General features: G+C 57.9%; 21 protein-coding genes. 12 read left to right on the plus strand and 9 right to left on the minus strand.

Annotation, left to right across the window (positions count from 1 at the left end; genetic code table 11):
• Positions 1–2 precede the first annotated feature (2 nt).
• Positions 3–974 (plus strand): lipopolysaccharide heptosyltransferase RfaC, encoded by a 972-nt coding sequence (gene rfaC / locus AC6I8P_RS18980; RefSeq protein ID WP_088516667.1) that lies wholly within the window; start codon positions 3–5, stop codon positions 972–974.
• Between the two features lie 14 nt (positions 975–988).
• Here rfaC and AC6I8P_RS18985 read toward each other — a convergent pair whose 3' ends face one another.
• The gene (locus AC6I8P_RS18985) at positions 989–1,954 is read right to left on the minus strand and encodes a polysaccharide deacetylase family protein (RefSeq protein WP_104189250.1); all 966 of its coding nucleotides are present in this window, start codon (positions 1,952–1,954) and stop codon (positions 989–991) included.
• Between the two features lie 314 nt (positions 1,955–2,268).
• On the opposite strand from AC6I8P_RS18985, the gene AC6I8P_RS18990 reads away from it, so the two are divergent.
• The 8 genes from AC6I8P_RS18990 to coaD all read left to right on the plus strand — a co-directional run bounded on the left by AC6I8P_RS18990 (position 2,269) and on the right by coaD (position 10,438).
• Positions 2,269–3,393, plus strand: a complete 1,125-nt coding sequence (locus AC6I8P_RS18990; protein ID WP_058759422.1) for a glycosyltransferase — start codon at positions 2,269–2,271, stop codon at positions 3,391–3,393.
• 43 nt (positions 3,394–3,436) lie between these two features.
• Positions 3,437–4,558 carry a glycosyltransferase family 9 protein gene (locus AC6I8P_RS18995; protein ID WP_058759423.1) on the plus strand — a complete coding sequence of 374 codons (1,122 nt, stop codon included), beginning with the start codon at positions 3,437–3,439 and terminating at the stop codon, positions 4,556–4,558.
• Positions 4,539–5,540 (plus strand): glycosyltransferase, encoded by a 1,002-nt coding sequence (locus AC6I8P_RS19000; RefSeq protein ID WP_072208994.1) that lies wholly within the window; start codon positions 4,539–4,541, stop codon positions 5,538–5,540. Before AC6I8P_RS18995 ends, AC6I8P_RS19000 begins: the two co-directional genes overlap by 20 nt.
• Before the next feature lie 73 nt (positions 5,541–5,613).
• Positions 5,614–6,690 (plus strand): putative lipopolysaccharide heptosyltransferase III, encoded by a 1,077-nt coding sequence (gene rfaQ / locus AC6I8P_RS19005; protein ID WP_021507069.1) that lies wholly within the window; start codon positions 5,614–5,616, stop codon positions 6,688–6,690.
• Positions 6,683–7,816, plus strand: coding sequence for a glycosyltransferase family 4 protein (locus AC6I8P_RS19010; protein ID WP_498030879.1), 1,134 nt, complete (start codon positions 6,683–6,685; stop codon positions 7,814–7,816). The genes rfaQ and AC6I8P_RS19010 overlap by 8 nt, the downstream gene beginning before the upstream one ends.
• Positions 7,817–7,901: 85 nt before the next feature.
• Positions 7,902–9,176 carry a lipid IV(A) 3-deoxy-D-manno-octulosonic acid transferase gene (waaA, locus tag AC6I8P_RS19015; protein WP_021507071.1) on the plus strand — a complete coding sequence of 425 codons (1,275 nt, stop codon included), beginning with the start codon at positions 7,902–7,904 and terminating at the stop codon, positions 9,174–9,176.
• Between the two features lie 3 nt (positions 9,177–9,179).
• On the plus strand, positions 9,180–9,956 hold the full coding sequence (locus tag AC6I8P_RS19020; RefSeq protein WP_498027487.1) for a glycosyltransferase family 2 protein: 777 nt from the start codon (positions 9,180–9,182) through the stop codon (positions 9,954–9,956).
• Positions 9,953–10,438: a pantetheine-phosphate adenylyltransferase gene (gene coaD, locus AC6I8P_RS19025; RefSeq protein WP_021507073.1), complete on the plus strand. Its 486-nt coding sequence runs from the start codon at positions 9,953–9,955 to the stop codon at positions 10,436–10,438. The genes AC6I8P_RS19020 and coaD overlap by 4 nt, the downstream gene beginning before the upstream one ends.
• On the opposite strand, the gene mutM is transcribed toward coaD, so the two are convergent.
• The 4 genes from mutM to radC form a co-directional block, all read right to left on the minus strand.
• A complete protein-coding gene (gene mutM / locus AC6I8P_RS19030; protein ID WP_088516674.1) occupies positions 10,439–11,248 on the minus strand; it encodes a bifunctional DNA-formamidopyrimidine glycosylase/DNA-(apurinic or apyrimidinic site) lyase in 810 nt (269 codons plus the stop codon). It lies immediately after the preceding gene.
• 70 nt (positions 11,249–11,318) lie between these two features.
• On the minus strand, positions 11,319–11,486 hold the full coding sequence (gene rpmG / locus AC6I8P_RS19035; protein ID WP_001051798.1) for a 50S ribosomal protein L33: 168 nt from the start codon (positions 11,484–11,486) through the stop codon (positions 11,319–11,321).
• 11 nt (positions 11,487–11,497) lie between these two features.
• On the minus strand, positions 11,498–11,734 hold the full coding sequence (gene rpmB / locus AC6I8P_RS19040) for a 50S ribosomal protein L28 (protein WP_010616494.1): 237 nt from the start codon (positions 11,732–11,734) through the stop codon (positions 11,498–11,500).
• 243 nt (positions 11,735–11,977) lie between these two features.
• A complete protein-coding gene (gene radC, locus AC6I8P_RS19045) occupies positions 11,978–12,634 on the minus strand; it encodes a RadC family protein (protein ID WP_021507076.1) in 657 nt (218 codons plus the stop codon).
• Positions 12,635–12,824: 190 nt separating this feature from the next.
• Between radC and coaBC the strand changes: the two genes are divergently transcribed.
• From coaBC to slmA, 3 genes are all read left to right on the plus strand, one after another.
• Complete coding sequence (gene coaBC, locus AC6I8P_RS19050) at positions 12,825–14,054, plus strand: bifunctional phosphopantothenoylcysteine decarboxylase/phosphopantothenate--cysteine ligase CoaBC (protein WP_498030880.1); 1,230 nt, start codon at positions 12,825–12,827, stop codon at positions 14,052–14,054.
• Positions 14,023–14,481: a dUTP diphosphatase gene (gene dut, locus AC6I8P_RS19055; protein WP_031279631.1), complete on the plus strand. Its 459-nt coding sequence runs from the start codon at positions 14,023–14,025 to the stop codon at positions 14,479–14,481. The genes coaBC and dut overlap by 32 nt, the downstream gene beginning before the upstream one ends.
• 115 nt (positions 14,482–14,596) lie before the next feature.
• Complete coding sequence (slmA, locus tag AC6I8P_RS19060) at positions 14,597–15,193, plus strand: nucleoid occlusion factor SlmA (protein WP_021507079.1); 597 nt, start codon at positions 14,597–14,599, stop codon at positions 15,191–15,193.
• A gap of 450 nt (positions 15,194–15,643) precedes the next feature.
• Here slmA and pyrE read toward each other — a convergent pair whose 3' ends face one another.
• From pyrE to AC6I8P_RS19080, 4 genes are all read right to left on the minus strand, one after another.
• Entirely contained in the window at positions 15,644–16,285 is a 642-nt protein-coding gene (gene pyrE / locus AC6I8P_RS19065) for an orotate phosphoribosyltransferase (RefSeq protein WP_021507081.1), read from the minus strand.
• A gap of 49 nt (positions 16,286–16,334) precedes the next feature.
• Positions 16,335–17,051, minus strand: a complete 717-nt coding sequence (gene rph, locus AC6I8P_RS19070; RefSeq protein ID WP_021507082.1) for a ribonuclease PH — start codon at positions 17,049–17,051, stop codon at positions 16,335–16,337.
• 85 nt (positions 17,052–17,136) lie between these two features.
• Positions 17,137–17,415, minus strand: a complete 279-nt coding sequence (locus AC6I8P_RS19075) for a DUF3574 domain-containing protein (RefSeq protein ID WP_233210741.1) — start codon at positions 17,413–17,415, stop codon at positions 17,137–17,139.
• Positions 17,416–17,548: 133 nt separating this feature from the next.
• Entirely contained in the window at positions 17,549–19,384 is a 1,836-nt protein-coding gene (locus AC6I8P_RS19080) for a PglL family O-oligosaccharyltransferase (protein ID WP_104094256.1), read from the minus strand.
• Between the last annotated feature and the right edge of the window lie 199 nt (positions 19,385–19,583).

Raw genomic sequence — 19,583 nt, forward strand, 5'->3', positions numbered from 1 at the left:
CCATGCACGTTTTGATTGTTAAAACCTCGTCGATGGGTGATGTGCTGCACACGTTGCCGGCGCTGACCGATGCGATGCAGGCGATTCCCGGCATTCGCTTCGACTGGGTAGTGGAAGAGAATTTTGCGCAGATCCCCGGCTGGCATCCGGCCGTCGACAAAGTCCTGCCGGTGGCGATTCGTCGCTGGCGCAAACACTGGTTTGGCAGCCAGCAGCGCGAAGAGCGCGTGCAATTCAAACGCGAGCTGCAGTCACGTCAGTACGACGTGGTGATTGATGCCCAGGGGCTGATTAAAAGCGCCGCGCTGGTGACGCGCCTGGCTAAAGGCATCAAACATGGCCAGGACAGCCGCAGCGCACGTGAACCGTTCGCCAGCTGGTGGTATGACAAGCGTCATGAGATTGGTAAGCAGCAGCACGCCGTGGAACGTACGCGCGAACTGTTCGCGAAAAGTCTGGGCTATGAAAAACCGGCCACGCAGGGCGACTATGCCATTGCCGGTCATTTTCTCGCGGCACAACCGCAGGATAGCCAACCGTACCTGGTGTTTCTGCACGCCACAACGCGCGACAACAAACACTGGCCGGAAGATCACTGGCGCCAGCTCATCGCGCGGGTTCAGCCCACTGGCCTGCGCGTCAGGCTGCCGTGGGGCGCCGAACACGAGCACCAGCGCGCGCAGCGGCTGGCAGCAGGGTTTGATCATGCAGAGGTCTTGCCGAAGCTGACGCTGGAGCAGGTGGCGCAGCAGCTGGCGGGCGCCCGTGCGGTGGTCTCAGTAGATACCGGTTTGAGCCATCTGACCGCCGCGCTGGATCGCCCCAACATCACCCTGTTCGGCCCGACTGACCCGGGTCTGATTGGTGGCTACGGCAGGAATCAGCATGCGTTACGGCCCGCGCAGGGCAGCAGCAGCATGGCAGACATTCAGCCTGACGACGTGATGGCCATGCTGGCTGAGATCGCGCTGTAACGCGATTGGGCGGCTTAGCGCTGCTGTTGCTTCAGCCGGGCAAACTCCGTGAGCGTCATGCCCTGCGTCCGGGTCGCCAGCCAGCTGAACAGACCTTCCAGATCGTCATACAGGCGTTCAATATCAGCCTCCGTTTTAAACGTGGGGCTGCCATCTGGCATAAACTCGGATGAATGCAGCATGAACTCCACATAGTCGTTGCCCTGTGCGAGCGTCTGTTCTGCCACCTGTTTCATCTGGGCCAGATTTCCCCCCACCGGACGCAGCCAGTTCACTGAAGGGCCACGCTGCCTGCCGCGGATGCCATTCCACACTTTTTTGAGCTGATTAGTGAACGCGCCATAGCGATACTGAATGCTCATTGGCAGTTCCAGCAGCGGGCTGTCACCCGGCCTGGAAATATCCTGTTCATTGAGGAAGTAAGCGCGATCGGGGAAATGGCTGTAATCCGTTCCGCCCTGTCCCTGCGGTGCACCCGGCGCATTACGCCAGCTCACGCGCGGCGTAACCGAGCAGTCAACCAGATAGCCCTGATCGATCAAGGCGCGGGCGTAAACTTCATTAAATGCCCAGCGGCCGGCGCGGTGGCTGGTCATTTTACGCTGAAAAGCGTTCTCCAGCAGATCGGTCATAAAGGCGACTTTATCGCGCAGGACGTTTTCCGGATATTCGATCAGATAAGGTTGGTAACGCCACTCATCGTCGGTCAGCGCATATTCAGGTGGACTGTACCAGGCATGTAAATGCATACCGATTTCGCCCTGACCGCGCGCCAGCAGATCGCGCCCGAACTCGACATAAGCCGGGTCACTGGCCATCTCATAGTTGGTCAGCCAGGTCGGTTTAAAAGCGTATTTCTCACACAGCGCCTGGAAGCGCGGTAAAAACCGGACGTTATGGGTAGTGACCTTGCCGCTGCGATTGCGCCACAGGTTATCCCCTTCGGTATCAAGGGTAATTAAAAAGGCAGGTTTTTCCATAACTTATCCGGTGAATTACAGTGTTATAATCGCTATGGTACGCAACGCTCCTGACGGGCGCAAACTTTTCCCATGCGGGTTCAGGGGGAAGTCGATAGCGGTATAAGATTAGTTAAACTAGAATAATTTAAACTCTTCACTGGCCTGAATTTTAGCAATTAACCGAGCGCACGTTCGTGTAAAATTACCTGGCCATAAAAATAATTAATTGAATTTTCTTATATTAAGTCCTGATAGCACCGGGAATGATAGCAGCTAAGTCTTTACAGCAGACTGGCATGTAGGGGTAAAAAATTTTGTCGAAACGCATTTTAATGGTGATTGATGGCCTGCCGGGCGGCGGCGCCGAAAAAGTCGTACTGACTCTGGCGGGGGGCTTCCTCAGTCAGGGACACCAGGTTTCGATCTTCTCATTGCGGAAGGTATGTGATTACCCTATTCCGGCTGGCGTGGATTACCAGGTGATTCTTGATCGCTGTAACCACCCGTGGCGCAAGCTGACAGAAACATGGCGCCGCGCGCGTCTGCTGGATCGTGCGGTGCGCGACAGTGAAGCGCGTCACGGCAAATTTGATCTGATCCTCTCTCATCTGCATAAAACTGACCGCATTGTCAGGCAAACGCCGGCGCTCGATGGAGACAGGACCTGGTTCTGTCTGCACGGCGTGTTTTCTGCTTCGTATCTGGCACGTAAAACCGGCTTCTCGCTGTGGCTGAAGCGGCTGAAAATCCGTCACGTTTATCAGGATCGCCAAATCGTCGGGGTTTCGCAGTACGTCATCGACGATATGGTGCAAAACATTGGCGTACAGCCCCGCCAGGCCAAAGTGATCGCCAATCCTTTCGATTTTGACAGCCTCGCCCGGCTGGCCGCTGAACCCTGCCCGTTAGCCGGCACCGATTTCCTGGTGCACGTGGGACGCTTCCATGAAACCAAACGCCATGACCGCCTGCTCGAAGCCTATGCCCTGAGTGGCATCACCGCGCCGCTGGTTTTGCTGGGACAGGGAAGCGAAAAAATAACGCAAAAATTGCGTGAGCAGGCGCAGAATTCAGGCATTGCGGAGCGCGTGCGCTTCGAAGGTTTTCAGCGCAATCCTTATCCCTGGATACGGCACGCGCGCCTGCTGGTGGTCAGCTCCGACAGTGAAGGTTTTGGTAATGTGCTGGTCGAAGCCCTGAGCTGCGGCACCCCGGTGGTCAGTACGCGCTGTCCGGGCGGTCCTGTTTCAATCCTCACCGGCGAACTGTCACGCGGTCTGGCAGAGATGAATGCAACATCGCTGGCAGAAAAAATGCGAGAAATTTATACAACTCCCCCCAGGTTGCAACATCTGGACTTAAGCATTTATAGTTTGAGCGTTGTTTGCCAGCAATACCTGCAGCTTATTCAGGTGGCGGAGACGTCATTTTCAACCACGCAGCACGTTTCAGGTTAACAGGTCCCCCATGACGGTGTGACCGAATCATGGGGATGACTACTTGACGTACGTACTACTGTTTATTCTTTTTTCGCCGGTCAAATGGGTGATGAAGTTTGTTCATGGCCGCACCGGTAAAAATCTGGTGATACAGACCGCTAAAATTGGCGACTATATTAATATCACGCCGTTATTATCCCACCTGGGAAAAAGCGATGCCCTGCTGAGCTATAGTGTCGCCCCGCTGGCTGAACGTGACGCCACGCTGGAGCACATCTGGTATATCGAAGATCATCGCTCCGGTTTGATGAAAAAAATAAAACTGGTGTGGCAGCTGCTCAATCGCTACGACAATATTTATTTGCTGCATCCCACCAATCTCAATTTATTTATTGCCGCCTGCTGCAATGCCAGCAACAAACAATTTCTTTCCAGCTATCGCCGCAAAGGCTATCAGGGCCTGTTTTATTTAACGGCCAGCGGCGTGGTTTACCACGAGAAAAATACCTTAACGCTGGAAAATTACCTGAAACTGGCCGATCGCTCTTTTACCAAAGAGAGTTATCCCAAACATGCCACCCTGCCACTGTGGCAACCGGAAACCCTGCCAGCGGAAATTACTCAGGCGCCGGGCATCCGCATTGGTATTAGCGTAACGGCAGGGAATCAGGCCAAAACCATTCCGCCGTTAATCTGGTGTCGGCTTTTCGACCACCTGAGCGATCTCCCCTGCACTTTTTTTGCTTTCGGCGCACCGAATGAACAATCACGCGTTCAGGAGTTGTTTAAAGTTGCCGGTCAGCGAAACAATCTGGTGAGTCTGGTAGGTAAAATTCCGCTCGAGGCGCTGCCTGCCGCCATTAACGAGATGGATTTCTATATCGCCTCGGATTCCGGCAATGTGTATATTGCCGACGCGCAACAGGTACCGGTGATTTTAATTTATGGTCCCTGCTGCGTAGAGGAGCAAAGGCCGCTGGGTGACGTGCTCTTAATTGGCCCAAACCACATCGCGCCCTCTTCGTTTGTGTTCGCTGCGCAATACAAATTTGCCCATCCGGTTGAACAGCTGTTCGAGCTGGATGAACGCAAGCTAAATGATATCCATGATTTTATCCGCACCCGGCAGCAGCAGCGCCTGGCGCGACGGAACAACGAAGAACATGACAGCGCAGCCCGATAGCTCATCCCCGCTACTCAGTCTCATTATCCCGATGTTTAACGCTGGTGCTGACTTTACCGGCTGTATCAATGCCTTGCTGGCGCAAACCCTGACCTCGCTGGAGATCATCATTGTTGATGATGGCTCCACCGACGGTTCCGGCGAGCGCGCCGACGCGCTGGCGCAGCAGTACCCGCATATCCAGGTGATTCATCAGCCGAACGGTGGCGTGTCGCGTGCGCGCAATGCCGGGCTGGCCGTGGCGCGGGGTAAATACGTCAGCTTTCCCGACGCTGACGACACCATGGACCCGGCGATGTACCAGACGCTGGTCGACATGGCGGAGCGCGATCGTCTGGACGCTGCGCAGTGCAACGCCGAGTGGTTTTTCAAGGCCAGCCAGACAATTAAGCCGATGATTCCGCGGGATCGCCTCACCAGCACCGGCGTGTTAAGCGGGCCGGAGTGGCTCGACAAGGCGCTGAAAACCCGGCGTTACCTGCACGTCGTGTGGCTCGGTATCTACCGCCGTGAGCTGATCGAACAGCTTAATCTGCAGTTTGAACCCGGTCTGCATCATCAGGACATCCCGTGGACTACCGAGTTTATGCTCAACGTGCAGCGCGTGCGCTACACCGATCGGGTGCTGTATCGCTACTACATGCACGATGCGTCGATCAGCAACCGCAAGCGCACCGGCCAGCACAACGTCGACTATCAGCGTCACTACCTGAAAATCGCGCGCATGCTGGAAGAGATCAATACGCGCTATCGTCACAAGGTGAAGATTTACCCGAGCTTCCACGCGCAGATTACCCGCGAAGCGCTGAGCGTGTGCCACGCTATCCGGCGCGAACCGGACGCCGCAGCGCGCCAGGCAATGATCGCCGATCTGTTTAGCAGCCAGACGCACAAACGCATGCTGCGCAATGCGCGCGGCGCGCGTCAGTGGTATCAGCTGCTGCTGTGGCTGAGCCGCATTTATCGCTGGCGCAATAAATAAGCGCCCGCCGCGGCTTTAACCCCTCCAGGGTTTGCCCTACAATCAGCTCACTGAATTTTGAGATGATTTGAGTATGGCAAGCCCGATTCCAGCCCACTTTGCACCGCAAAATATTTTGCTGATAAAGCTGCGTCATCATGGCGATATGCTGCTGACCACGCCTGCCATCAATGCGCTGCGCCAGCGCTATCCGCAGGCCAACATTGATGTGCTGCTGTATAAAGAGACGCGCCCGATGCTGGAAGCGCATCCGGCGATCCGTCAGCTGCATATCATCGATCGCAACTGGAAAAAGGAAGGCGGCTGGCAGAAGTTTCGCCATGAAGTCGCGCTGGTGCGGGCGGTGCGCGCCTGCCATTACGATGTGGTGATTAATCTGGCCGACCAGTGGCGCAGCGCCATTATTACCGGCCTGTCCGGTGCGCCGGTGCGCATTGGCTTTGCCTACCGCAAGCGCGACAACGCGTTCTGGCGCTGGTGCCATAACCAGCTGGTTTCTACCGACCGTCACCATCAGCTGCACACCGTGGAACAAAACATGACGGCGCTGCAGCCGCTCGGCATTCCCACCGCCGGGGCGACAGCCTCCATGCATTTCAGCGCCGCCGACCAGCAAAAAGTGCAGGACGTCCTCGCTCAGCAGTCGATTACCGGCCCGTTTGTGGTGCTGCAGCCCACCTCGCGCTGGGTTTTTAAGTGCTGGGAAGATGAAAAGGTGGCGCAGCTGATTGATGCGCTGGCCGCTGATGGTCGCAGCGTGGTGCTGACCGCCGCGCCCGATCAGAAAGAGCTGGCGATGATCGCCCATATCCAGTCGCTGTGCCGCACGCCGAACGTGGTGTCGCTGGCGGGCCAGCTCTCGCTGCCGCAGCTGGCGGCGCTGATCGACGCGGCACAGCTGTTTATTGGCGTCGATTCCGCACCGATGCACATGGCCGCGGCGCTGCAGACGCCGTGCCTGGCACTGTTCGGCCCGACCAAGCTGCAGCACTGGCGCCCGTGGGGCGACAATAACCGCGTTATCTGGGCGGGCGACTATGCGCCGCTGCCGTCACCGGATTCGATCAATACCAATACCGAGCAGCGCTATCTGTCTGCCATCCCGGTTGAGGATGTGCTTGCCGCCGCCAGGAGCCTTTTGCATGACTAAGTTACGGCTGGCGATTGTCCGGCAGAAATACCGGCCGGACGGCGGTGCCGAACGCTTTATCTCACGCGCGCTGGAAGCGCTGGACGGCGAGCAGCTCGATCTCAACATCATTACCCGCAGCTGGCAGGGCACGCCGAACCCGGCCTGGCACCTGCACATCTGCAATCCGGCAAAATTCGGCCGCATTTCGCGTGAACGCGGCTTTGCCCGCGCGGCGCGCGCCTGCTGGGAACGGGAAAAGTTCGATATCGTACAGAGCCACGAGCGCATCGCCGGCTGCGATATTTTCCGCGCCGGCGACGGTGTGCATCGCGTATGGCTGGAGCAGCGCGCGCGCATTGTTTCGCCGTGGCAGCGGCTGAGCGCCAGCCTGAGCCCGTACCATCGCTATGTGCTGCAGGCGGAAGCGGAGATGTTCAACGCGCCCTCGCTGAAAGCGGTGATCTGTAATTCGCACATGGTGAAGCAGGATATTTTGCGCCACTTCGCGCTGGATGCCAGCAAAATCCACGTGATTCACAACGCCATTGATAGCCAGCGTTTTCAGCCTGCCAGCGATACGCTGCGTCACGCCGCGCGTCAGCGACTCAACCTGCCGCAGGACGCCACGGTGATGATCTACGTCGGCTCCGGCTTCGAACGCAAAGGATTAAAGGCCGCTATCGAAGCGGTCGCTAATAGCGATCGCTACCTGGTGGTGGTCGGCCAGGACAAACAGCTGGCGCGCTATCAGCAGCTGGCGAACCAGCTTAACTGTCTTGACCGCCTGCGCTTTGCGGGCGTGCAGCAGGACGTTCAGCCGTTTTATCACGCCGCCGATGCGCTGCTGTTGCCAACGCTGTACGATCCGTTCCCCAATGTGGTGCTGGAGGCGATGGCCTGCGGGCTGGCAATCATTACCAGCACCGGCTGCGGCGGCGCAGAATTTATCACCAACGGTGAGGAAGGTTTTGTCTGCGATGCGTTGGATATCAAAGCGTTAAGCGAAGCGGTAATGGCAACGCCTGCACTTTCGCACAATCCGGCGCTGGGCGAAGCCGCACGTCGCAAAATTGAACCTTATGGTCCGCAAAGACTGGCGCAGGCGCTGACTTCGCTTTATCAGCACGTCCTGCAAACCCGTTGACGAAGTGGTATGAGCAGGCGGTCAGTTTCTGTTAACATGCCGCCTTTCCTGTGTTTTTTGACGCGAACTGGTCGTAACCTTAACTATGACGACTCTCTATACAGCCCTGCTTTATCTGATTCAGCCACTGATCTGGCTGCGCCTGTGGCTGCGCGGTCGAAAAGCACCGGCCTATCGTAAACGCTGGGCGGAGCGCTACGGCTACTGCAGCGGTAAAGTGGCACCGCACGGCATCGTGCTGCACTCGGTTTCGGTCGGTGAAACGCTCGCCGCCGTGCCGCTGGTGCGCGCGTTGCGTCATCGCTATCCGACGCTGCCCATTACCGTGACCACCATGACGCCCACCGGCTCCGAGCGTGCTCAGTCGGCGTTTGGCAAAGACGTGCACCACGTCTATCTGCCGTACGATTTGCCCGGCTCAATTAACCGTTTCCTCGATACCGTCGACCCGCGGCTGGTGATTATCATGGAAACCGAGCTGTGGCCGAACATTATTCGCATTCTGCATCAGCGCCAGATTCCGCTGGTGATTGCCAATGCGCGCCTGTCTGAACGCTCCGCCAGAGGTTATAAAAAGCTCGGCGGTTTCATGCGTGACCTGCTGCAGCGCATTACGCTGATTGCCGCGCAGAACGTTGAGGACGGCGATCGTTTCCTCAGCCTCGGCCTGAAGCGCTCGCACCTGGCCGTGACCGGCAGTCTGAAGTTTGATATCTCCGTTACGCCGGAGCTGGCGGCACGCGCGGTGACGCTGCGCCGCCAGTGGGCGTCGCGCCGCCCGGTGTGGATCGCCACCAGCACGCACGAAGGCGAAGAGGCCATCGTGCTCGACGCCCATCGTCGCCTGCTGCAACAGTTCCCGGACCTGCTGCTGATTCTGGTGCCGCGCCATCCGGAACGTTTTAAAGATGCCTGCAACCTGACGCAAAAACGCGGCTTCAGCTTTACCCTGCGCAGCAGCGGCGAGATCCCCTCCAGCGCCACGCAGGTGGTGATTGGCGATACCATGGGCGAACTGATGCTGCTGTACGGCATCGCCGATCTGGCCTTTGTTGGCGGCAGCCTGGTGGAGCGCGGCGGCCACAATCCGCTCGAGCCCGCTGCACATGCCATTCCGGTGCTGATGGGCCCGCACATCTGGAACTTCAAAGATATCTGCGCCCGTCTGCAACAGGCGGAAGGGCTGATCACCGTTACTGATGTGGTGTCGCTGGAAAAAGAAGTGGCGAACCTGCTGCAGGATGACGATTATCGCCGCTACTACGGCCGCCACGCGGTAGACGTGCTGCACCAGAATCAGGGCGCACTGCAGCGTCTGCTACAGTTACTCGAACCGCATCTGCCTCCACGAGCTCATTAACGCATGTCGCAACGCCAACGTCTCTCCGTGGTGATGATCGCCAAAAACGAAGCTGAACTCCTTCCGGAGGCGCTGGCTTCCGTCAGCTGGGCAGATGAAATCATTCTGCTGGATTCGGGCAGCAGCGATGCGACCATCGAGGTGGCACGCGCGCACGGTGCGCGGGTCTATCAGGCAGACGGCTGGGCCGGCTTTGGCAAGCAGCGTCAGCGCGCCCAGGCCTTTGCCAGCGGCGATATGATTCTGATGCTGGATGCCGATGAACGGGTTACGCCAGAACTGCGCCGTGCCATTGAGCAGGTGCTGACACAGCCACCCAGCGATAAGGTTTACAGTCTCGGGCGCAGTAATCTGTTTCTCGGCCGCTTTATGCGCCACAGCGGCTGGTATCCCGACCGCGTGCTGCGCCTCTATCCGCGCCATCTGCGCTATAACGACAATCTGGTGCACGAATCGCTGGAGACGCAGGGCACGCCGGTGGTGGCGCTGCCGGGTGATTTGCAGCACCTGACCTGCCGCGACCTGATCGCCTTCCAGCGCAAGCAGATGAACTATGCCGAAGCCTGGGCGCAGGAGCGCTTTCAGCGCGGCAAGCGCTGCAGTATTCTCTCTGTTTTCAGCCACACCGCGGGCGCGTTTATTAAGACGCTGCTGCTGCGCGCCGGTTTTCTCGATGGTAAACAGGGCTGGATTCTGGCGGTGGTCAACGCACAATACACCTTTAATAAATACTCGGCGCTCTGGGCGCTGCATCACACCTCAACACAGGGCCGCGTATGAGCACAAAAGCGATTTATCCCGGCACGTTTGACCCGATGACGCTGGGCCATCTGGATATCGTCACGCGCGCCGCGCAGATGTTTGATCGCATCGTGCTGGCGATTGCCGCCAGCCCGAGTAAGAAGCCGCTGTTTAGCCTTGATGAACGTGTCGATTTGGCGCGCCAGGTTACGGCCCATCTGCCAAATGTTGAGGTGGTTGGCTTTAGCGATTTGATGGCGAACTTTGCCCAGGCGCAGAACGCGAACGTGCTGGTGCGCGGTTTGCGTGCGGTATCCGACTTTGAGTACGAGCTGCAGCTGGCGCACATGAACCGTCATCTGCTGCCCACGCTGGAGAGCGTGTTTCTGATGCCGTCCGAAGGCTTCTCGTTTGTTTCGTCGTCGCTGGTGAAGGAAGTGGCGCGCCATCAGGGTGATGTGCAGGCATTTCTGCCTGCCGTGGTGCATCAGGCGCTGCTGGCTAAGCTGGCGCAGCCGTAATCAGTGCTGGCAGCGTGGACACCAGAAGGTGCTGCGCTGACCGTGTTTGCCGCTGAGGATCGGCGTCCCGCAGGCGCGACAGGGCTCACCGGTGCGGCCATACACCTGCAGCTGCTGCGCAAAATAGCCTGGCTTACCGTCGGTCTGCAGGAAATCACGCAGCGTGGTGCCGCCCTGCTCAATCGAGCGCAGCAGCACGGCTTTGATGGTGTTCGCCAGCAGCTCCGCTTCCGCTTCACTCAGGCTCATCGCCGGACGATCGGGTAAGATCCCGGCGGTAAACAGCGATTCGCTGGCATAGATGTTACCCACGCCCACCACCACTTTGTTATCCATCAGCCACTGCTTAATCACCGTGCGTTTGCCACGCGACTTTTCGTACAGATATCCGCCGCTGAAGGCATCGCTCAGCGGTTCCGGACCGAGGTGCGCCAGCACGCTGCTGCCTTCCGGGTCGGTAGTCCACAGCCAGGCGCCAAAACGGCGCGGATCGGTATAGCGCAGCACTTTGCCGTTGCTCATCACTAAATCAACGTGGTCGTGCTTCGCGGCCGGCAGTTCGCCAGGCAGGACGCGCAGGCTGCCGGACATGCCAAGATGAATGATGATCCAGCCGTGCGGCAGCTCCAGCAGCAGATACTTGGCGCGGCGCTGTACGCTGAGCACCGGCTGGTCGCTCAGGGCGTGGATTTCATGGGAAACCGGCCAGCGCAGACGCGGATTGCGCACAATGGCATGCAGAATGGTTTCCCCCACCAGGTGAGGTTCTATACCGCGTCGGCTGGTTTCTACCTCAGGTAATTCAGGCATCTCATCTCCTCAACGTAGCGCAGAAACAAAAAACCCGGCCGGAGCCGGGTTTTTCGCAAGAACACCAAAATTACTTAATTTTGGCTTCTTTGTAGATCACGTGCTGACGTACAACCGGATCGAACTTTTTCAGTTCCAGTTTCTCAGGTTTAGTACGTTTGTTCTTCGTGGTGGTATAGAAGTGACCTGTACCAGCAGAGGAAACCAGCTTGATCTTCTCACGAATACCTTTAGCCATGATTCAGTTCCTTAGTACTTCTCACCACGGGCGCGGATTTCGGCCAGAACCGTATCGATGCCCTTTTTATCAATAACACGCATACCTTTAGCAGATACACGCAGAGTAACGAAGCGCTTCTCGCTCTCAACCCAGAAACGGTGAGAGTGCAGGTTCGGCAGGAAACGGCGTTTCGTCGCGTTCATTGCGTGGGAACGGTTGTTACCGGTCACCGGACGCTTTCCAGTTACCTGGCAGACTCGTGACATTTCTATTCTCCAAAAATCAAATCAGCTCGAGCTTTAAAAACTAGGTTTTGGCCGCCTCGTCAGGCCTTAGCCCGCCCAGGCGAGTTCCATGTGAACCCGCTAAGCTGGCCCAAACGCCAAACCCGAGATTCTCAAAGGTGGCGTAGTATACGCCGCTAAGCCGAAGTGCTCAAGTCCCGAACAGATAAAGATCCCTCCGGATCGCGCAAAAACGCCGGATTTCTGCCCAGTTGACGCCGCGAATTACAGCCAGCCGCGCTCAGCGAAAGAGGTAAACTCGCCGTGACCAATCACCAGATGATCTAATAAGCGGATATTCAGCAGCGCGCAGGCCTGCGCCACTTTGCTGGTAATCTCGCGGTCGGCACGGCTCGGTTCCGCCATGCCAGACGGATGATTGTGCGCCAGTATCACCGCCGCCGCGTTGAGCTTTAGCGCCTCCCGCACAATTTCGCGCGGATGTACTTCCACGCTGGCAATGGAGCCGGAAAACATCTTCTGCGCCTGCAAAACGCGGTGTTGATTATCCAGAAACAGCGCCATAAAGATTTCACGCTCCTGATGTGCCAGCACGCTTTGCAGGTAGTGACGCGTGACCTGCGGATTCTCCATCACATTTTCGCGCGCCAGCTGGCTGGCAAAAAAGCGCCGGCCCAGCTCCGCAATGGCGTGCAGTTGCGTCATTTTGGCGCTGCCAACGCCCTTTATCTGCCCCAGCTCCTCTTTACTGGCGGTCATGATGCGATACAGCGAACCGAACTCGTTCAGCATCAGCCGCGCCAGCCCCATCACGCTGTTGCCGCGCGTGCCGGTGCGTAAAAAGATTGCCAGCAGCTCGGCATCGCTCAGCGCCTCGGCGCCCAGCAGCGTCAGTTTTTCCCGTGGTGCCAGTTCCGTCATCGTTCCGCCCTCCCTGCAATGCCGCCATTGTGCGCTGGTGCATTGCAGGCCACCAGCGGCGCGTGACAAATTCCAGAGCCGGCTCGCAAAGGGCGCAGGCAGTGAAAAGGCGGGTCGCCGATTTTGTGATAAAGTTGCCTGCATCTGTCGCGCCAGGCGCGGCATTCTGCGTTGAAGTGAGGCAAACAACATGATGGGATTAGCCGGAAAGAAAATTCTGCTGGGCGTCAGTGGCGGCATCGCGGCCTATAAAGCACCGGAACTGGTGCGCCGTCTGCGTGACCGTGGTGCGGATGTCCGCGTGATGATGACCGATGCGGCCAAAGCCTTTATTACGCCGCTCAGCCTGCAGGCGGTTTCCGGCTATCCGGTGTTTGATGACCTGCTCGACCCGGCGGCCGAAGCGGCAATGGGCCATATCGAACTGGCAAAATGGGCCGATTTGATTGTGCTTGCGCCCGCAACCGCCGATTTGATTGCACGCATTACCGCCGGCATGGCAAACGACCTGGTCACCACCGCCTGCCTGGCCAGCGCGGCACCGATCGCCATCGTGCCGGCCATGAACCAGCAGATGTACCGCGCGGCAGTAACGCAGGAGAATCTGCAGCGTCTGGCGCAGCGCGGCGTGCTGGTCTGGGGACCGGACAGCGGCAGCCAGGCGTGCGGTGATATCGGCCCGGGCCGCATGCTGGACCCGCTGGCCATCGTTGCGCATGCGCTGGAGTGGGCCGCGCCCGTCAACGATCTGCAACATCTCAACATTATGATCACCGCCGGTCCGACGCGTGAAGCGCTGGATCCGGTGCGCTATATCAGTAATCACAGCTCCGGCAAGATGGGCTATGCGGTTGCTGCGGCGGCGGCAAAGCGCGGCGCAAACGTGACGCTGATTTCCGGTCCGGTGAACTTAGCCACGCCCGCCGGCGTGACGCGCATTGATGTCAACAGCGCACTGGAGATGGAAGCGGCGGTGATGGCGCAAATCAGCCAACAAGATATTTTCATTGCCAGCGCAGCCGTGGCAGACTACCGGGCGGCAAACATTGCCGCAGAGAAAATTAAAAAACAGGGTGGCGATGATAACGTCACGCTGCAGCTGGTGAAGAACCCGGATATTGTCGCAGGCGTCGCGGCGCTCAAAGTGCAGCGCCCTTTCGTGGTGGGATTTGCTGCCGAAACCCAGAATGTGGAAGAATACGCGCGGCAAAAACGGGTGCGGAAAAACCTGGACCTGATTTGCGCCAATGATGTGGCGCAGGCCGGGCAGGGCTTCAATAGCGACACCAATGCTCTTCACCTTTTTTGGCAGGAGGGAGAGAAAGTCTTACCGCTCAGTGATAAGACGCTCCTTGGCCAACAATTAATAGACGAGATTGTCAGCCGTTATGATGAAAAAAATCGACGTAAAAATACTTGATGCGCGCGTAGGCAAGGAATTCCCACTACCCACCTATGCGACCTCTGGCTCCGCGGGTCTCGATCTGCGCGCTTGTCTTGATGACGCACTGGAAATCGCACCGGGTATGACCACGCTGGTGCCGACCGGCCTGGCGATTCACATTGCCGATCCGTCACTGGCCGCCGTCATCCTGCCGCGCTCCGGTCTCGGTCACAAACACGGCATCGTACTGGGTAACCTGGTGGGGCTGATTGACTCCGACTATCAGGGCCAGCTGATGGTTTCAGTATGGAACCGTGGCCAGGATAGCTTCACGCTGCAGCCTGGCGATCGCCTGGCTCAGCTGGTGTTTGTACCGGTGGTGCAGGCCGAATTTAACCTGGTGGAAGATTTTGACGCCAGCGATCGCGGCGCAGGCGGTTTCGGTCACTCTGGCCGTCAGTAATACGCTCACTTTTCGCATAGCCATCTTTTTATTTCTTGTCGCCACAGGCCGCTTTATCTGTGGCAGATAAGGCAGTATTGCCTGTTTTTGGTGAATTTCAGGGGTGTTGAAGGTCATGGCAGAAAAAAAAGTCGCGAAACGGAATCGTCGCGAAGAGATTTTGCAGGCGCTGGCGCAAATGCTGGAGTCGGGCGATGGCAGTCAGCGTATCACCACCGCCAAGCTGGCCGCCAATGTCGGCGTTTCGGAAGCGGCGTTATATCGCCACTTTCCCAGCAAAACGCGCATGTTTGATAGCCTGATTGAGTTTATTGAAGACAGTCTGATTACCCGCATCAATCTGATCCTGAAAGATGAAAAAGAGACGATGGCGCGCCTGCGCCTGATCGTGCAATTGCTGCTGGGATTTGGTGAGCGTAATCCAGGACTGACGCGCATCCTGACCGGCCACGCGCTGATGTTTGAACAGGATCGCCTGCAGGGGCGCATTAATCAGCTGTTTGAGCGTATCGAAGTTCAGCTGCGCCAGGTGATGAAAGAGAAGAAGATGCGCGACGGCGAAGGTTTCCAGACCGATGAGACGCTACTCGCCAGCCAGCTGCTGGCGTTCTGCGAAGGTTTGCTGTCACGCTATGTGCGCTCGGAGTTCCGTTATCGTCCGACCGCCGATTTCGACAGCCGCTGGCCGTTGATTGCCGCACAGCTGGTTTAATACGCACAGCGGATTTGTCGCGGCGCGATCCATCGCGCAATAAATTGCGCCGCTACGCTATCGTGCGGCGCTGACTACCGCGCTAAACCTTAAATACCGTACTCTTTGCAATCGCCCCGACCTTCGCCACCAGGTGCGCATCAATGCGCACCCTACGCCCTGGCATCCTGCGACTGTAGGGGCGCCATTCATGGCGACCGCGGCAAACCTTAAATGCCGTACTCTTTGCAATCGCCCCGACCTTCGCCACCAGGTGCGCATTAATGCGCACCCTACGCTCAAACATCCTGCTACTGTAGGGGCGCCATTCATGGCGACCGCAGCAAACCTTAAATACCGTACTTTTTACGATACGCCTTCACCTTTGCCACCAGGTGCGCATCAATGCGCACCCTACGCTCAAACATCCTGCTACTGTAGGGTCGCCATTCATGGCGACCGCGGCAAACCTTAGATGCCGTACTCTTTGCGATACGCCTTCACCTTCGCCAGATGGTCGGCCATCTCTGGCTTCTCCGCCAGGTAATCAATCAGCTCGCTCAGCGTAATGATCGCCGTGACCTTGCACTGATAATCGCGCTCCACTTCCTGAATCGCGGAAATCTCGCCACGGCCACGCTCCTGGCGGTCGAGTGAAATCAGCACGCCGGCCAGCGTGGCGTTGTGGGCGTTGATGATGTCCATCGATTCACGAATTGCCGTGCCGGCGGTGATCACATCATCGACCAGCATCACTTTGCCCTGCAGCGGGCTGCCCACCAGTAAACCGCCTTCGCCGTGATCTTTGGCCTCTTTACGGTTAAAACAGTACGGCACATCGCGGTCATGATGATCGGCCAGCGCCACGGCGGTAGTGGTCGCAATCGGAATGCCTTTGTAGGCCGGGCCAAACAGCAGGTCGAAATCGACGCCGCCATCCACCAGCGCCTGCGCATAGAAACGGCCCAGCAGCGCTAAATCGCGCCCGGTATTGAACAGACCGGCATTAAAGAAATAGGGACTTTTGCGGCCGGACTTCAGGGTGAACTCACCAAACTTTAATACCCCTTTGTTCAGGGCGAACTCAATAAACTGACGCTGCCAGGCTTTCATTTCTCACTCCTCAAATAAAGAAAAGGCGACTCTGTGGTCGCCTGTTACATCAATCAATTAACGCCGCTTTCTGCGCCTGAATCAGCTGCTCAATGCCGCCGCGCGCCAGCGCCAGCAGCTGCAACAATTCGTCATGGCTGAACGGCTCGCCTTCTGCGGTGCCCTGCACCTCAATCATGCGGCCATCTTCGGTCATCACCACATTCATATCCGTTTCAGCGGCAGAGTCTTCGACATACTCTAAATCACACACCGCTTCACCGGCCACGATGCCGACCGAGATCGCCGCCACCATGCCTTTCAGCGGGCTGGCTTTCAGCTTACCGGCCGCCACCAGCGCGTTCAGCGCATCCGCCAGCGCCACGCAGGCACCGGTGATTGCCGCGGTGCGCGTGCCGCCGTCGGCCTGAATCACGTCGCAGTCCAGCGTGATGGTGAATTCACCCAGCGCCTGCAGATCAACCGCCGCACGCAGCGAGCGGGCGATAAGGCGCTGGATTTCCAGCGTACGTCCGCCCTGCTTGCCTTTGGCGGCTTCACGCGCCATACGGCTGTGCGTCGAACGCGGCAGCATACCGTATTCTGCGGTTACCCAGCCCTGACCTTTGCCTTTGAGAAAACGCGGCACGCCCTCTTCAACGGTCGCGGTGCACAGGACTTTGGTTTCGCCGAACTCGACAAGAACCGAGCCTTCCGCATGTTTGGTAAAGTGACGAGTGAGGGTGACGGGACGCACTTCAGAAGTGCTACGGCCTGCTGGACGCATGGTTTCTCTCCGGCTTGCTTGGGTTTGGCTGCGCATTATACGGACTTCACACGCGGCTGTCCTGCCCGCGTGCAGGCAGCGCGTGTTACAGCGCCGCGCACACCAGCGAGTCGATACGCGTCACCGGTTGTGTCGCAAAACGATGTTTAAACTTGTCGCGCAGCGCGTTAATGCTTTCGGAGCTGGCCCGATCCGCCGGATGAAGCAGTACCAGTACCTTGCGATTGCCCTGCGGGCCGCGGCCATCGTAAATCGTCAGCGGCGAGGGAAAGTGCGGCGTGATGTCGCGTTCAGCAAACTGCGACCAGCCCGCTGCGCCAGCGGAGGACGGCAGATCAAACCACAGCGTGGTTTGCATCATCATCTCGCCGGCCCCGCACACGGCCACGGGCGCGGTGTGCGGCGGAATAACCTGCGGAGTGGGCGGAGAAGTCTGACATCCGCTTAATATCATGGCGAAGCCCAGCGGCCTCATCCATTTATTCAACATCTTAGCCTCAGAAGTTGCCTGTCTCATCTGTCACAGCATAGGCCGCCGATGACCATTCCGTCATCATTTTTGCTTTCAGCTGCAGCAGGCTTTCATCTGTTGGATAGAGAGTCAGCGCCTGACGCAGCAGCCTGCGCGAGCGCTGATAGTGACGCAGATGCCACTCAATCATCACCGCATTCCGGAATACGTTGAGGTCGTTATGGCGCTCCAGCCACAGCGACGACTGCTGCACAAAGCGCGCCAGCAGGCGCTCATCCCGCGTCTGGTTGTAGCGCATCAGGCAATGCACCATTTCACCGAACTCATAGCGCTCGCCCTGAATCCACGGATTCCACAGCTGATCGCGTGAAGGATACGAGAGGAACTGACCGCGCTCCGCCTGGGTGAGCAGCGCGTTGGTCTGCAGGCCGCTGAAGAAAAACAGCATCAGCGCAATCGCGCCGCCGGCCATGTTCAGGCGCAGCATACGCGACGGCAGTCCCGGCGTCGCAGGTTCAATCATTGATCGATCTTCGGGCTGACGTAACGCCAGATGGGTAAGCAGCATCAGCAGCCACAGATGCGGCAGCGATTGATAGAGCGGAAATTCGACCATGGTGTGCAGCATGACGGGCAGCGTCAGACTCCACAGCATCAGGCGCTGCGGCTGACTGCGCCAGCGCCACAGCGGCGTCAGCCATGCCAGCAACACGGCGGTGAAGCCTACCATCGGCAAAACACCGCCTTCCACCCAGCTATACAGCCACTCGTTATGGGGATGGGTAGCGTTGAAATCTTTCAGGTGGATCGCGTCCACCATGCGTATCCGCGAAAAATGATACTCAAACTGACCAAAGCCCCAGCCGCTGAACGGTTTTTCCATGATCATCCGCAGCGTGTATTCCAGCAGCTGCTGGCGCGCCAGGTCGGACGCCGCAAATTCACGCATGCCCGGCGCTAATTCATTGCGCAGCAGCAGGGCGCACAGCACGGCCAGCGCCATCACCATGACAATCCTGATGATTACCGCGCGCTGGCGACGATCGCACACCAGCAGCATCACCAGCAGCGCCAGCGCAAAGCCAAACGCACCGGTACGCGACTGCGTCAGAAGCAGCGCCAGGCTGTTGATCAGCACTGCCGGCAGTAGTAAGAAACGGTGCCTGATGTCAGATTGCAGACAGAGCCAGACCGTAGCCGCCAGACCGGTCGCCAGAAAGCTGGCCAGCAAATTGAACTGCTGAAAAATACCGTAAGGGCGAATCTGGCCGGCGTGATAACGAAACTCCATCAGCGTTTGCAGCTGGGCCGGAAAACAGGTTTGCGCAATCGCCAGCAGCGCCTGCAAGGTGCTGAGCAATACGATGCCGGCAATGATTTGCTGACGCTGCTGCCAGAGCTGCGGCATCAGGCCCAGCAGCAGCCACAGAATGAGTATGGCACTGAGCCCCAGTAGTCGGATAACGCCGGTCAGCAGTCCGTTATCGTTCTCCTGCAGGATCACCGCCAGCGCAAAGCAAAACAGCATCAGCAACAGCGCATGCGTCATGACGTTGTCGTCAATTAAATCGCGCGGCTGGCGCCAGTTCTTCAACAGCAGCGTGGCCGCCAGCAGCGCGAGACAGCCTGCAGTGAGCAAATTCAGCGGCAGATCAAAGCCATTGCCACCACTGTTGGGCAGATAAATCAGCGTGGGGAGGAAACAGATTAGACAGGCCAGCGAGGCGAAAGGGAAAGAGGCGACTTTCTCACCGCACTGTCCCCGACGCCGCCGCTGCAGAAATTGCTGCATCAGCAAAGGCGGCGTGACGCGCGGGTCTCGTCCGGACAGATACCACGACATAAAACAGAGAAAGAGCATAGCAAACCCAATTGCCGAAACAGGCCAAAAACTGTCTCGTTGAATAATGGTTGATAGACTTTGGCTACAGAAAATGTACGGCCAAAAAGCTGTGAATGGTGTGAAAACCCCCGTGAATCATGGTGATTCACAGAGCTGTGATGATGAAAAATATTTTCAAGCACCGTTAACCTGTGCCGCTTCAGGTTAAGCCGATCTC

It is taken from the genome of gamma proteobacterium symbiont of Lampromicra miyakona, assembly GCF_059730895.1.